We start from the raw sequence: 16,023 nt of genomic DNA on the forward strand, positions 1-16,023 counted from the left end.
CACATCACCTCAGTTTTTTACTGGCGTAATTACAAACTTAAAGTTTTTAACACCTGACTCACTAAATATTTTTGAGTAATGACTAGCCAACTCTGGACTATTCGTATGATAGATAACGCCACCCTCGAAGCCGGATGAGTATTTTTTTGCCTGATCTACCATTTTGGTCTGTTCAGCAGCCGACCAAGGCTTTGAGCCCACTGAGCTAGCAGGATTTCGGAGCGAGCTCCTCCAGTCCTCTACAAACTTAGCTTCAACAGCAGTCCGTTGCCCATTAACAATAGTCACATTATCAGCGACACCATTAACACGCTGCCCATTGACAATAGTTGTGTACTGGCGCTCCGCATACGGGACATTACCATATACGTCTCGAAGTGCACCCTCGTAGCTTTGTGCTTTATCAATTGCACGCTTCCCAGTCACGACAACAGGACTGGTTGTCTCTAGGGCCGTTGCTGCGCCTTTTGCAGCGACGCCACCTCCACTCGGCCTCATTCCTCCAAGTGATGCGCCTAGCAGTGTACCAGCAGCAGCGTCCCAGAATGAAGACTGGTCGCCATCCCGCAATGCCGCCAGTTCCGTGGCTATCGTTAAAGTCGCAGTGGTGTTATTGCTGATGATAATTGCCGCAATCGTAGTGGCTTCACTGGTATGACCTTGTGCATAGAGCGATTTGGCCAACTCACGCAGCTTGGGCTCATCCGCGATTAAACGATTTGATGCTGCATCGCATGCGGCGGGAGCAGCTTGGCAAACCGATCGCAGCTCCCCGTTTCTAGCTTCGTCAAGTTGCGCGTAGCGGGCACGAACCTCATTTTTCTCAGCCTCGGTTTTCTTACTAGCGACCTCCTCAGTCATCTCCTCCACTTCTTGGTGGAACAGATAGTTATACTGCGTTGCATTACCCGCCACCCATGCCCCAGTTTGCAGGCTCTGCGCATCCGCATTGCTCTGTACCGATGCCGCAAGCACACCAAGCAACTGCGAGTTCATGACCAGCAAACCTTTCTTCTGGTCATCGGGCATGTCCGCGTAGTTCTTGGCGAGGCTATCCAGCAATGCCTCATTCACACCCGCTGCCAGAGCGCCTGTGCGGAAATCTCCTCCAGAAGCCTCAGCTGCCAACCCGCCCATCAAGGCATGTAGCCCAATCTTGGTAATGCCACCTTCTGCAAACCGGTTCTTGGAAATATCCCCAACCAGGTTGAATCCATAAGCCGCAAATGCGTTAGCCAAACTACTCTGCAACGCGTCGCCAAGACGGGCTTCGCCCCCGAGCGCCCGATCCACCAATAGGGATGTTCCGTTTTGCAGTACTTGGTTGGCGGTGAACTGCCCCACGCCTTGCCAGGTGCTCAACGGACTTACGGTGGCTACTGCACCTGAGTTGGGGAGTGCAGTGGAAGTGCCCGTCTGAGTGCCGGTCCATTTGTCATAGACACCTGCAGTCAAGCCCGCAGTGACGCCGGACACCACGTAGCCTTTCATCGCGTCGCTGGAAGTGACATCCTTTAAGACGGTGCTCAGGTTTCCACGGTTATTGATGGCGCTGATCGCACCGTTACTCGCCATGCCAGCAAGCACGGTACTGCCCGCAGCATTGGCCCATCCGGCAGACGTGGCCGCAGTCCCAACAGCCGTGGCACTCGCCATCGATGTCCCCGAACCCGCTGCGGCAATTGCACCGCTGGCGGCCCCCATCGTGAAGTACGTAACGATGATCGCAATGATGATTTGCGCGCCGGCGCCCAAGCATGAATTGCTGTATTTGAAACTGTCGTGCAGTTCTTTAACCTGGCGCCAATCCACGTCCCCGCGCTGCTCGACCTCTTTTAGCCAGGCCAGTTGCGGGTCGGCCTTGACCATCACATCAATCGTCTGGCTAACCGTATTTTGATCGATCTGCTTGATGTCAATTTTCAAGCCATCGACGGCTTTAATCACGACGCTGCCTTCTGCAATCATCTGCGTCTGGCGTAGCGTCTCGTCGGTATTCCCCTTGCCCTTGGAACTGGTCCAGGCGAGGTCGCCCTTACTCTTGGTGTGGCTCTCGTCGTGCAGATCCTTCACCGCCTCAAACGTCACCGCCCCACCACTGACAATCGCAATATCCCCACTGCTCTCAAGCTTCGCCGCCTGATACTTCTGATCCCCACCACTCTCCAGCGTCAAATCACCCCCAGTCTTGACCTCACTGCCGACATTCTTCACATCGGTCACTTCATCACGCTGAGTCTTCTTGCTGCCCCAACTGCCCTTCTTGCTCATGTCGTACAGCGAGTAGTGGCTGTCCTGCGCCGCCAGCATTTGCAGTTCGTTATCAGCGTGCACATAGGCTTCATTGCCCGCGCTGATTTTGCTGGCGACTAGCGTGAGGTCGGTGCCAGCGATGGCGATCAGGTCGCCGCCGGCTTTGAGTTCGGCGCTTTGTTGCGTGACGTCGTCCAGTTGAGTAGTGGTTTTGGTGCCGCCTTTTTTACCTTTGGAGTAGTCGTGTTGTTCGTTGGCGGCGGCGGCCAGGGTCAGGTTTTCGCCGGCTTTGACGCTGAGGTCTTTGGCGGCGCTGACGGTGCTGGCGACCACGGCGATGTCGCGGCGGGCGTCGATGGCGAGGTTGCCGCCCACGTCCACGGCGGAGGCGTGTTGCAGGATGGTTTGCTCGGTGCCGCTGATGCGGCGGCGTTGGTAGGCGTAGTCGTCCTGTTCGGTCTGGCTGGCGATCACCACGTCACGCCCTGCGGTCACGCTGGCGTTGCCACCGGCTTTCAGGTTGCTGCCGAGATTGAGCACGTCGCGGCCCGCGTTCAGCTTGAGCGTGTCGGTGGCTTCGAAGCGGGAGGCTTCGCTGGCCACGTCGTTGCGCAGTTGGTAGCCCTGGCCTTCCTGTTTGAAGGTGGTGACGGTGCGCTCGTTGATGATGTCGCCGGTCACGGCGGTGGCGCTGATGTCGCGGCCATTGACGATGCCGCCACGGCTGTTGCGGATCGAGTCGGTGGCGAGCATTTCCAGGCGATTGCCGGCTTGCATCAGGCCGCTGTTGTCGATGTTGCCTGCGACCATGTTCAGGTTGTTGGTGGCCCGCAGGGTGCCGCTGTTGTGCAGGTCGCCGCCGGTGATCAGGCTCACGTCCTGGCCCTGGATCAGCGCGCCGTTGGGGGCCAGGCGGTTGTTGGCCTGGGCCAGGTAGAGCACGGGAGTCAGGACTTTTTGGCCGTTGACCTCGGCTTCTTCCATCCACACGATGTCGTGGGTCAGCGCCGCGACTTGCTCGGCAGTGAGGGACACGCCCAGTTGCAGGTTGAGCGAGTCCTTGTAAGAGATGGCGTTGTCCATCAGGTAGCGGAACAGCGCGTCATCGCTGGCAAGGCCGTTGATGTAGCGTTGGCCGGTACGGGCCACCACGGCTTCGCGGATCAGGCGTTGTTCGTACAGTCCATCGCCCAGGCGTTTCCAGCTGGCATCGGGGTTGTAGCCGAGTTTGCCGAGAAGGTAGTCGGAGCTCATGAACTGCTTGAGGTCGGTGAGCGCCGGGTTGGTTTCGATCAGGTATTTGTGGCTGTTATCCACCGGGGCGATGTCTGGCAGGCCTTGCACGCGGGTGATCGAGGGTGCGCGGCTGTCCAAAGCCAGTGGACCCTGGCCGTTGACTGCACCGCTGACGGGCTGGCCGTCGAGGTTGAAACCGCGTTCTTGCACGGCGGTGTAGTCGAGGTTTTTTTCGCTACGACCACTTAGAGTTGTTACAAGGACAGCTTGGCGACTTGCACCCTTTCATGCCGCAGGCTTATAGTCCGCCGGTCGCCCACATGGCGATTCAGGTTTGGCGACCTGACGGTAGAGAATGCGCAAGCTGATGGCTTTTTTGCAGCCACTTGCGCGCCTGCAAAGTCGTCTTATGACGGCTGTGCGCGGGAGACCTTCGGGTCTGCCGGTTTTCTCTACTGCCGGTTCGCCAACCTGCGTACAGCTGTCACCCATTCGTTTGGCGACGTTTGAGTGATGGCATTAATCACTTAAGTAGAGAGTTTTAAAATGACCCGATACATGCCCCTGACAGGCCACGATTCAACCATCCCCGCGCTGCTCATCGACACGCAAGCACCTCTAGATGTTCTCTACGATGCCGCTGCTTACCGTATTCGTGCAGTGACTCAATTTCTGGAAAACCTGGCGTTTCGAGAAGAGATCAGCAGCGATGCGGTTGTGCTTCATGACTTTGCGTTGTTACTAGCTATTCCATTGCGTGATGGTTGTGATTTGATGGATGTTATTGGGCGAAAACTGAGTTCGCAAGCCTCATAAATAAACATGGGCGGCTTATAGCCGCCCTATCTGGTTGAGTTTAGAGTCCCCATACACAAGAAAACAAAGCCAAATATTAAAGAGCGAGATTTCACAAAAAACAAACTATTCGTCTAACCTCCATTATCGCCCTAGAAAAATTGTGATCTGACCCCGTCCTCCCTGAAACCAAAGAAACATGCAGGAAATCATGAACAATAAGCAGATAAACGAAACAAGCAAGTTCCTAAGTTACATCTTGCGTCATGAGCCTCACGCTATCGGATTGCAACTCGATTCAGAAGGCTGGGCAGAAATCAACTCTTTGATCATCGGCGCAGCGAAAGAAGGCCGGATACTTGACCAAGCAATAATTCAGACCGTAGTCAATAGCAGTGATAAGAAACGCTTTACCCTCTCCGACGATGGCCAGCGTATTCGAGCTGCACAGGGACATTCAGCGTCAGACGTAAACCTCCAACACATAGAGAAAGAACCGCCAGAATTCCTCTACCATGGCACTGCAACACGCTTTCTTGAATCTATTCTTCAGCAAGGATTGATTGCAGGTTCACGCCACCATGTGCATTTATCGCAGGAGTTTCTGACGGCTATAGTTGTCGGACAGCGCTACGGTAAACCAGTGGTTCTGAAAATTGAATCCCTGAAGATGTACCAACAGGGATTTAAACTTTTTCAGGCTGAAAACAATGTTTGGCTAACTGAAGCGGTTCCCGTTAATTTTATTTCAATACAAAATCAACTACCCGATAGCTCATTGGATAAAAACACATCTACAGCCAGCACATGAAAAGTAAGATTTTCTGACAAAAACTGAATACTGAAATGCCTCACCTTAGGCGGTTCGTGACTCGATACGGAACGCCAGGCTTTCAGGTTATTTCTTACCAACTCGGAATCTATAAACTCGGTCAACTTACCCAGCCGAAACTCACTTGGACCACCATCAAACACAAAAATAGCCCCCCCAGGGAATGGCTCCCGAATAAAGCATCGCACAGACTTGAACGCAAGCTCCCGCCTTAAATTCAGTACAACCTCTTCGCTATCAACTACAACCTCCTTCTCATACTCAATATCAAGTATCACGTCCGAGCCAACGGAACGGAATGATACTCTTGACTCACCATAACCTGGCAGCCACTCATATGGATCTAGTATTAATTTTGGCTGACTTATTTTCATGGACGCACCGACTTTAATTGCTCTGCGCCTGTCGGCGGCAATTTGTTATTTTTTAACTGATCTGCTGCCAAATCATTGAATGTCTTACCTGGGTAAGCCTCAACACCTGTCTGATTTCGCCCGAACCACTCACTTCGAGGGATAGCTGCCTGCTCAAGTGCGGTAGAAGTTCGCGTATTCAAAATAAGGCGACCCCCATTCATATCTACATAATCAACGGGAAGCTGATTCGGCTTAATTGTCCCAGCCCTCAAAGCGCCCGCTAAGTCATCAACTGTTCTGATCGGTGTGCCAGCCAGCTCTGAGTATACCTTTTGTCCATCCTCACTAAAGGAACGATCAGACTTGATTTTATTTTGAGCAAAATTTGCTTCTGTTAACGTCCCTCTCTCCGCAGTAGCAAGGGTACCTGCACCTTTTGCACCGCCGGTTTCCGCTTTAACCTTACTCCAGTACGCCTCTGATTTACCAGCCTGCGCACCTGCTGTCTCACCCTCTCGAAGCGTAGGTTGCCTAGGACGCACGCCTCCAGCAACACCACCAGCTATGCCTGCAATATAAGGTTCATAGGTGTTAACCAACGTATGGAGCTTATCCAGATTCTCATACGCCCTAGCCTCCAATGTCTGCTTGTAGTTAAAACACACATCTGTTTGGCAGTTGAGCGATTTAAGCGCAAACAAACCACCTTCGAGCGTTGTTATCTGAGACTTTGCCCACGCCGGGCCAGCGGTTTTCATGGCCTCTTCATAATTTCCGAGGCTGATATCGTCGTACTTACCTGCCTTCCACGTTTTCTGCTGGCATGTCACGTCTTTCCCGCAGATATTCATATCTGCTACAAAATCGGCGGCATCTTCATGATTTAAGCTGTTGTAATTGGTGGCATTCTGAGCAGCCCATGCGGCAACTTGAAGATTTTTCGTGTCAGCGCCACCATCAACAACTGCTGCTGCAGCGACACCAATCAGTTGAGCGGCGGTGGTTAGAAGGACGTCCCGCTTCTCAGGGCTTATATCGGTAGCCAAGCGGCGTAGCTGGTTTGCCAGTGCTTCGTTAGCTCCGGCGGCGATAGCCCCGCTAACAAAATCTCCTCCGGCCACCTCCGCGATAAATCCACCAACGAGCGCGTGGGTAGCTACTTTTTCGATACTGCCCGTCTTCAAACCTATTTCACCAACTGCGTTAAAGCTGGTGGCCGCCAATGTGTTGAATAAAACGCTGGTGAGTGCATCACCCAAATCGGCATCCTGCCCCAGCGCTTTTTTAAGCACGGCCGAGGTGCCGTTCTGTAGCGTCTGGTTGGCCGCAAACTGCCCTACGCCCTTCAGCGTATTAAGTTGTAAGTCGATTTTTCCGGAAGCTTGAGTCGTTTTACTTCCCGTCCAACCGTCAAAATATGCCGCCGTGAAACCTGCTGTGAGGCCAGATACTGCGTATCCCTTCATCGCATCAGACGAAGTGACGTCTTTAAATACCGCGCCGAGGTTGCCGCGATTATTAACCGCACTCACCGTGGCATTAGTCGCAGCACCTGCGGCAATAGCGCCCGTGCCAGCCGCGACGCCAATACCAGCCCCTGCGGTGGTCATTGCCCCCATGGCTGCAGGTCCAACAAATGCAGCCATCACAATCGCAATAATGATCTGCGACGCAGGCCCCAACCCCGAGTTGCTGTACTTGAAGCTGTCATGAATCTCCTTGACCTGCCTCCAGTCCACATCCCCACGCGCTTCGGCGTCTTTGATCCACGCCAGTTGCGGATCAGCCTTGACCATCGCATCAATGGATTGGCTGACGGTTTGCTGGTTGACCTGCCTGACGTCGATCTTCAGGCCTTCCACCGCCTTGATCGCGATATTGCCTTCGGCCAGCATCTGCGTCTGGCGCAGGGTTTCATCGGTATTACCCTTACCTTTTGATGCTGTCCAGAACGCATCACCCTTGCTCTTGGTGTGGCTCTCGTCATGCAGATCCTTCACCGCCTCAAACTCGACCGCCCCTCCACTGACAATCGCAATATCCCCACCACTCTCAAGCTTCGCCGCCTGATACTTCTGATCCCCACCGCTCTCCAGCGTCAGATCCCCCCCAGTCTTGATCTCGCTCCCGACATTCTTCACATCGGTCACTTCATCACGCTGAGTCTTCTTGCTGCCCCAACTGCCCTTCTTGCTCATGTCGTACAGCGAGTAGTGGCTGTCTTGCGCCGCCAGCATTTGCAGTTCGTTATCCGCATGCACATAGGCTTCATTGCCCGCGCTGATTTTGCTGGCGACTAGCGTGAGGTCGGTGCCGGCAATGGCGATCAGGTCGCCGCCGGCTTTGAGTTCGGCGCTTTGTTGGGTGACGTCGTCCAGTTGAGTGGTGGTTTTGGTGCCGCCTTTTTTGCCTTTGGAGTAGTCGTGTTGTTCGTTGGCGGCAGCAGCCAGGGTCAGATTTTCTCCGGCTTTGACGCTGAGGTCTTTGGCGGCGCTGACGGTGCTGGCGACCACGGCGATGTCGCGGCGGGCATCGATGGCGAGGTTGCCGCCCACGTCCACGGCGGAGGCGTGTTGCAGGATGGTTTGCTCGGTGCCGCTGATGCGTCGGCGTTGGTAGGCGTAGTCGTCCTGTTCGGTCTGGCTGGCGATCAGTACGTCACGCCCGGCGGTGACACTGGCGTTGCCACCGGCCTTGAGGTTACTGCCGAGGTTGAGCACGTCGCGGCCGGCGTTCAGTTTGAGCGTGTCGGTGGCTTCGAAACGGGAGGCTTCGCTGGCCACGTCGTTGCGCAGTTGGTAGCCCTGGCCTTCCTGTTTGAAGGTGGTGACGGTACGTTCGTTGATGATGTCGCCGGTCACGGCGTTGGCGCTGATGTCGCGGCCATTGATGATGCCGCCACGGCTGTTGCGGATCGAGTCGGTCGCGAGCATTTCCAGGCGGTTGCCCGCTTGCATCAGGCCGCTGTTGTCGATGTTGCCCGCGACCATGTTCAGGTTGTTGGTGGCCCGCAGGGTGCCGCTGTTGTGCAGGTCGCCGCCGGTGATCAGGCTCACGTCCTGGCCCTGGATCAGCGCGCCGTTGGGGGCCAGGCGGTTGTTGGCCTGGGCCAGGTAGAGCACGGGGGTCAGGACTTTCTGGCCGTTGACCTCGGCTTCTTCCATCCACACGATGTCGTGGGTCAGCGCCGCGACTTGCTCGGCGGTGAGGGATACGCCCAGTTGCAGGTTGAGCGAATCCTTGTAGGAGATGGCGTTGTCCATCAGGTAGCGGAACAGCTGGTCATCGCTGGCGATGCCGTTGATGTAGCGCTGGCCGGTGCGGGCCACCACGGCTTCGCGGATCAGGCGTTGCTCGTACAGGCCGTCGCCCAGGCGCTTCCAGCTGGCATCGGGGTTGTAACCCAGTTTCCCGAGCAGGTAGTCGGAGCTCATGAACTGCTTGAGGTCGGTGAGCGCCGGGTTGGTTTCGATCAGGTATTTGTGACTGTTATCTACCGGAGTAATGTCCGGCAGGCCTTGCACGCGGGTGATCGAGGGGGAGCGATTGTCCAGAGCCAGCGGGCCCTGGCCGTTGACTGCACCGCTGACGGGCTGGCCGTCGAGGTTGAAACCGCGTTCTTGCACGGCGGTGTAGTCGAGGGTTTTTTCGCGGTCGGCGGCGGTGATGACACGCCCGTTGACGCTGAAGTCCCCGGTGGCGGTGTCCGCTTTACTCGCTGCGCCGCCTTTCGCTGCCTGGCCGCTGAGACGGAACAGGCCGTTCTGGCTGGTCGGCAAACTGAAGCCGGGCAAGGTCACCGGGTTGACCTGGCGTTGGGCCAGGTCTGGCGGCAGTTGTGCGGTGATTGCCGGTTTTACCGTGGAGGCAAATACGTCGGAGTTGGTGTTGCGGTTGGCCGCCGGGGTGTCGATGTTGGTAGCGTTCGGGCGGATGACGCTGTTGTTGATTTCTTTGGTTGCGTTAACGGTGACCGATCCGGCTGCCTGGATCACCGCTTGGGCGATCACGCTGCCAGAGGTGGGCACGGTGTAGTCGATAGGTGATGTGAAGTAGGTATCCGAGAACCTCGTCTTCTCAATGAACTGGTCGAACGTGTACTGACCCGGCTTATAGTCACTTGAGCTGGGATCGTTGCTACGGTTGAACTGTTCGACTTCGCTCATCAGCAATGAGTAAGCCGAACGGTTACGCGTGTAGTAGGCGTAACCGAAATTACGCTGCTCACCGCCGGCAGCGCCGGTGTTGTTCAGCACGTCGGTGTTGATCAGGATGTTTTTAGCGGCCGATACCGAGCTGTAGAGGTTATCGAACGTCTGGCTGCCTACCGTGAGATCACCACCGGCATTGATGAACGCGGAGGCGGAGCTGCCTTTGATGACGTCCTCATAGGTTTCGACGCCGCTGAAACTCAGTTCGCAGCCTTTACCTTTGCAGTAATCGTTGCCGTAAACACCGATGCTCCCGGAAACCAGGCTTTTCTCCGTGGTGAACTGGTCGCGGCGGTTGCTCAGGGTATCCGTCAGCAATCGCATGTTGCCGTCGCTTTCCAAGGTACCGGAGACGTTTTCAATCAGTGCACTGCGCCCATTGGCATCATCGCGTGCGATGTCGAGGCCACCCAGGCTGTAGACATCACCAAAACGGTTGCTGAAGTCGTTGACGCGCAAGGTCATGTCCTTGCCGCTGAACAACAGGCCTTTTTCATTGAGCAGATGCGTGGCGTTAAGGCGGACATTCTCGGAGCCGCCCAGGGTGCCGTAATTGTTCAGGGCGCCAGCGTTGACCGTCAGGTCGCCTACCGAGGTCACGCGACCACGATTGGTCAGGACGTTGGTGCTCGTGACCTGGGTGATTGCACCACCACCAATACGAGCATTCTCACCCAGGTCCATGTTGGCGGCGGCGAGGGTCATGTCGCCCAGGCTGCTGACCCGGCCGTTGCCGCTGTAGCCGCCGGTGAGGGTCAACTTGAGGGTGCCGTCACTGGCCAACAGGCCGTCGTTGGTCCAGGTGTCGCCGGTGCCGGTCAGGCTTTGTGCGCCGAGCAATTGGCCGCTGGCGGTCTGGGTGAATTGGCCAATGTCCAAGTTCAGTCGTCCGGCCTGGATCACACTGCTGTTGGTCCAGCTTGCTGCCTTGATATCCAGTTGGCCGTTGGTGACGAAACTGCCACCGGCACGGGTGACCTGGTCGGAGGTCAGGTCAAACGTGCCAGTGCCGGTATGCACGATGCGCCCACCGTTGTTGTCCAGGCTGGCGGTTTGCAGGTTGAGGGTTTCGTTGGCGCTTTCCAGCGCGCCGAAGCGGTTATCGAACAGGCCCGTGGTACGAATATCGGTGGTGCCAACCCGGCCCATGGCGCGCAGGTTGCCGCTGACGTTGTTGATGGTTTGCGCGGCGAGGCGCAGGGTGTCGTCGCTTTCAATCAGGCCATAGCTGTTGCTCAGCGTGCCCGTCAGGCCGAAATCAATTGCGCGGGCGCCGACCTTGCCACCATTACCGACCTCAGTGCCCTGGTTATCGAAGTTCGCGGCCGTGACTTTGAGCAAGGTGTCGGCATACACACCGCCGCCCTGGTTATTCAGGGTGGTGGTGACGATCTGGCTGTCACCGCCAAGGGCCGACAGATGCCCCAACTGGTTGAGCAGGCCGCCTTTGGCTTCAATGTTCAACGACTGTGCCTGGGTGATGCCGCTGCCGTTATCGAACAGGCCGGTGACCAGTTTGATCCAGCCTTTGCTGCTGTTGAGGATGCCACCTGCGGTATTGGCGACGCTGGCGGTTTCCAGGTCCAGGTTGCCACTGAGGCTGTCGACGCGGCCGCCCTGGTTATTCAGGGCGCCACTGAGGCGCAGGCGGTTATCGGTCTGGCTTTGCAGCGTGCCTTGATAGTTGGTGAGGGCGCGAGCGGTAAGGTCGAGCTTGCCCTTCTGGCTGAACATCAGACCGTCTTGCTGGTTGTGAACGTCACCGGCCAACAGCTTGATGACCAGGTCTTTCTGGCTGGCGAGCGTGCCTTTGGCGCTGTTATCCAGGTCGCCGTTGGCAAGGGTCAGGTCGAGTCGATCCTGGCTGACCAGTTGGCCGCCACGGTTATCCAGGCTGGCGGCGTTCAGCAACAAGGCTGCTCCACTGGCCAGACGGGCGTTGTTGGCGTTGATCAACGCACCACTGAGGGTGCCTTCCAGGGTGCCCTGGCTGATCAGTTGTCCGCCGCTGTTGTCCAGGCTTTGACCGATCATGGAGATATTGGCCGCGCTGATCTGGCCGCCACGGTTGAGGATTTCACTCTGGGCGTTGTTGAAGTCCAGCTGTTGACCGGCGGAAATCAAGCCGTTGTTGCCGTTGTCCAGGCGACCGGCAACGGTGAGGCCAACATCGGCCTGGCCGGAGATGATCCCCTGATCATTGTTCAGGCTGCCCACGATGAGCGTTTGTTTGCCCAGGCTGACCAGGGCACCCGCCGCGTGGTTATCCAATACACCGGTGAGGTCAGTGTGCAGGGTGCCACTCTTGCTCGACAACGTGCCCTCGGCGCTGTTGTCGAGGCTATTGCCGACCACCGTCAGACCGTTCCATCCGGAGATCAAGCCCTTGTTGGCGTTGAACACTGTATCCGCTTCAAGACGCAATTGATCAGCGCTGAGGATGACCCCACGATCACCGTTATCGATGCGTTTGGCAGCTACGGTGAACGCCGTCTGACTGGAGATTTCGCCTTGTTCGCGGTTGGTCAGGTTGGCCAGGCGCGCGAAGGTCAACGGGCCTTTGGCACTGATCAAGCCTGCGCTGTTATCGAGATTGCCGCCTTGCAGGTCGAGGGTTACGGCGCGTTCGCCGATCAAGCGGCCCTGACGCTGGATCAGCTGTTGGACGATGAGCTTCAAGTCGCCCTTGGCTGAGATTTCGCCATCCAGGCTTGAGTCGACTGTTTGCCCGGTCAGGGTCAGGTCCGCCTGGCTGTTGATCAACCCGGCAGTGTTATCGAGGTTGGCAGTGATCAGGTTCAGCGCCTGTTGACTGCCGATCACACCCGCGCGGTTATCCACATTGGCGGCAGTGACGGTCTGGCTACCGTCGCTGACGATGCGACCGCCCTGGTGATTGTCCAGCGCGCCGGTGTTGAGCGTCTGTAGCGTGCCGGCCGAGAGGCTGCCCTTGTCGCTGTTGTTCAAGGAGCCTGAGGTGGTAGTCAAAACCGTAGCGGCGGATATCTGCCCCTGGTTATGGTTATCCAGCGCGCCGGTGACCTTCAGGTCCAGCGCACCACGGCTGGCGAGCGCGCCACGGGCCTGGTTGTCCAGGCTGTCGGCTGCCACTTGCAGAACGCTCTTGGCGGACAGTACACCTTCCACGCTGTTATCCAGCGCCTTGGCGATACGTACCTGCAGGCTGTCGCCACTGATGACTTTGCCGCCGCGGTTATTCAGCGCATCGGCCATCAACAGGAATGACTGGCTGCTGGAGATTTCACCGCCCTGACTGTTGTCGACGTTGCCCAGGTTGTTCAGCAGCAGTTGGCCCGGTGTCGCGATCAGGCCGTGGTCGCGGTTGATCAGTTGCCCATGGTTCAAGTCCAGTTCGATGTTGGTGTTGCTGACCAGCTCACCACGGTCATGCTGATCCAGCCCACTCAGGGTTGCCTTGACCGTTGACTTGGCGAAGATCGACCCTTGCTGGCTGTTGTCCAGTTGCCCTGCGTTGAGGGTAATACCAGCGTCACTGCTGATACTGCCGCGCTGGCTGTTATTCAGGCCGGCACTGCGTACATCAACCTGCTGCTTGGCGCTGATCACACCGCCCTGGCTGTTGTTGAGCGCAGCGCTGACCAGCGTGGCTGTGCCATCGGCGAGTAGTTTGCCTGCCTGGTTGTTCAACTGGCCCTGAGTGGTGATCGACAACGCATTGGCTGCGGACAAAATGCCGCCCAGGCTGTTGTCCAGCGTACCGGCCTGGACGGTTAACGCGCCCTCGCTGAGTAGCGTGCCCTGCCCTTGGTTAAGCAGGTCGCCGGTCAGGGTGATGTCCAGGTCTTTTTGGCTGGTGACACGGCCACCCTGGCTGTTGTCCAGTTGCGCGCCGTTCAACACAAGGCTCTCACGCCCCGCCAGCAAGCCTTTGCTCTGGTTGAGCAGGCGTTGGACCGTGAGCGTCAGGCCGCTGTCGCCGATGACCTTGCCGGTGGTGTTGTTCAGTTGATCAGCGATCACCAGCACCTTTGCCTGGCTGGATATCTCGCCTTGCTGGTTAAGGATGGTCTGGCTGCGCAGGTCCACGCCGTGGGTGGCAGCGATAAGGCCGCCGTTGCGGTTATCCAGGGACGTGCCGGTCAGGTTCAGCGCACCGTCGCTGACGAGTTCGCCCGCTTGTTGATTGAGCACACCGACCGTTGCCTGCAAGTCGCCCTTGGCGCTGATGCGACCGGCGCCGTTTTCGAGCTGGTTGGCGTTGAGGGTCAGCGCACCATCGCTGCCCAACTTGCCGCCGTTGCTGTTGTTCAACTGATTCAGTTGCACGTGCGCTGCGGCCTTGGTGCTGATCACGCCGGCCAGGCTGTTATCCAGATCGCCGCCGGTGAGGGTCAGCGCGCCGTCGGCAATGACCAGGCCACCCTGGTTGATCAGGCTGTCGCCGTGCAGCGCCAGGGTAGTTTTGCTGGACACCAGGCCGCCCCGGCTGTTGTTCAACTGCCCTGCGGCTATTTGTTGAGCCCCCTGGCTGACGAGGTTGCCTTCATTACGATTGTCCAGCAGCCCGGCGACCGTCAGGTTCATCACGCCCTGGCTGGCAACGGAACCTTTGTCGCGGTTATCCAGGCTGGCAGACTGTACCGTCAGGCTGGTGGCGGAGAAAATCCCCAGACGGTTATCGATGGCACCGCTGGCGGTCACGTTGAGGTTGCTGCCCAGCAATTTGCCCGAACGGTTGTCCAGGGTCGTGGCGATCACGGTAGTCTGATCGGCAGAGACTTCACCCGCCTGGTTGCTCAATTGCCCGGCGGTTACACGGGCCTGCGCCTGGCTGGCGACCAGGCCGTTATCGTTAGTCAGTTGGCCGGCGTTGAGCGCCAGGTTCTTGAGGCCGATCACGCGACCGCTCTGGTTATCCAGTGCAGCGGTTACCGTAACGTCGGTGCTGTTTTCACTGTGCAGCAGACCGTTGGTGCGGTTATCCAGGCCGGTGGCCGTGACCTTGAGCGAGTCCTTCCCCAATACACGACCGCCACGGTTGTCGAGTTGGCCGGCGTTAACCACGGCGCCTATACCGCTCAATGTGCCACCTTGATTGTTCAAGGTTTGGTTGGCTGTCGCGGTGAGGGTTCGGCTGGCAACCACGCTGCCGCTATTGCTCAGGTTCGCCGCGTGCAGGCTGACATCGCCACTGGCATTACGGCTTTCATCGGCGTTGACACCGGCTTCGATGATGCCGCTGTTGACCACCGTGCCACCGCTGGTAATGGTGATACTGTCGCGGGCCGCCAGGCTTTTCTGGTTGTTCAGGCCCGCTGTGGTTTGCAGATCGATTCGCGTGCCGGCATACACAGCCCCAGCAGCGTCTAATTGACCGGCCTTGACCACCACCGCTTCGCTGGCTTTGGCATTGGCCATGCTCAAGCGTCCATTGGCATCGAGCTGAATATCCCCCCCACTGGCCATCAACGCACCGTCGAGCTTCACGCCCACACCGGCTTCAGTCCCCACCAGCTTGATCGCCCCGGCATACATCCCACCCAACGCCGTCGAGTCAATCGCCAGCTCCGGCCTGGCGCTACCGTCATCGGCCCGTGCAGTGGCACTCAAGGTCTGCGCATTAACATCATTGCGCCCGGCAACCACGCTCAAGTTGCGCGCATTGATCTGCGCATTGATCCTGGCCGAGCGGGTGATGATTTCGAAGCGGTCGACGTTGCTGGCGTTCAAGCCCTGGCCGTCGATAGTTACGGCACCGCCATCGACCTGATAGCGATCCAGGCGGCCGTTATCGAGGATGGGTTTGCCAGTGGTCAGGGTAACGTTGGGGGTGTTGATGAAGCCGCAGCCACTGCAGGTGATGCCGTAGGGGTTGGCGACGATGACCTTTGCCGACTGGCCCGCCACTTCGGTGTAGCCGCGCAATTGGCTCGGGCTGCCACCGTTGACTTCGTTGAGGATGATATTGGCAGCGCGGCCCTGCAGGTTCGGGTTGCCGAGGATGATGCCGCCCAGTTGCGTCGATTGGGTACGGTCGGTGGCGTTGTTGAGAATCACGCCATTGGCGCCGACGTTGTAGTCCTTGAACTGGTTGTGGGACAGGCCCGCGCCATTTGGGGTGGCGATATTCACCACCGGCACGCCATTGCCCGCCGCGCCCACGGTGGTGCCGGGCGCGCTGACCACGATGCCTTCGGCCTGGGCCAGCAGCGGCTGCCAGAACAGCGCATTGGCCAGGATCAGCGCCAGGCCACGTTTGGGCAGGCCGAGGAACGCGTCACGGCTTTTCAGGGCAGCAGATGGCTGGCGAACCAGGAAGGCAAATTGGCGAACATCCATTTCAAATTCTCGTTGCAAC

Annotated in this window: 3 protein-coding genes and 1 pseudogene; 2 read left to right on the plus strand and 2 right to left on the minus strand. The window is 57.7% G+C overall.

From position 1 onward, the window contains the following. Window positions 1-9: 9 nt before the first annotated feature. Window positions 10-3,612 (minus strand): annotated as a pseudogene (locus IH404_RS22440) (DUF637 domain-containing protein); the annotation flags it as partial. Between the two features lie 423 nt (window positions 3,613-4,035). On the opposite strand from IH404_RS22440, the gene IH404_RS22445 reads away from it, so the two are divergent. Together IH404_RS22445 and IH404_RS22450 are read left to right on the plus strand one after the other, a co-directional pair. Beyond that, the gene (locus IH404_RS22445; RefSeq protein ID WP_194439072.1) at window positions 4,036-4,305 is read left to right on the plus strand and encodes a hypothetical protein; all 270 of its coding nucleotides are present in this window, start codon (window positions 4,036-4,038) and stop codon (window positions 4,303-4,305) included. Between the two features lie 190 nt (window positions 4,306-4,495). Then, on the plus strand, window positions 4,496-5,095 hold the full coding sequence (locus IH404_RS22450) for an RNA 2'-phosphotransferase (RefSeq protein ID WP_194439074.1): 600 nt from the start codon (window positions 4,496-4,498) through the stop codon (window positions 5,093-5,095). Between the two features lie 391 nt (window positions 5,096-5,486). Here the strand turns inward: IH404_RS22450 and IH404_RS22455 are convergent, their stop codons facing one another. Continuing rightward, the gene (locus tag IH404_RS22455; RefSeq protein WP_242462627.1) at window positions 5,487-16,004 is read right to left on the minus strand and encodes a filamentous hemagglutinin N-terminal domain-containing protein; all 10,518 of its coding nucleotides are present in this window, start codon (window positions 16,002-16,004) and stop codon (window positions 5,487-5,489) included. Window positions 16,005-16,023 lie beyond the last annotated feature (19 nt).

Source organism: Pseudomonas sp. OST1909 (genome assembly GCF_015277575.1).
GTDB classification, from domain to species: Bacteria; Pseudomonadota; Gammaproteobacteria; order Pseudomonadales; family Pseudomonadaceae; genus Aquipseudomonas; species Aquipseudomonas synxantha_A.

What these genes read in the sequence shown, in the direction of transcription:
- IH404_RS22445 (WP_194439072.1), top strand. Translation starts at nt 4,036, where the DNA reads ATGACCCGATACATGCCCCTGACAGGCCACGATTCAACCATCCCCGCG.
- IH404_RS22450 (WP_194439074.1), top strand. Translation starts at nt 4,496, where the DNA reads ATGAACAATAAGCAGATAAACGAAACAAGCAAGTTCCTAAGTTACATC.
- IH404_RS22455 (WP_242462627.1), bottom strand. Translation starts at nt 16,004, where the DNA reads ATGGATGTTCGCCAATTTGCCTTCCTGGTTCGCCAGCCATCTGCTGCC.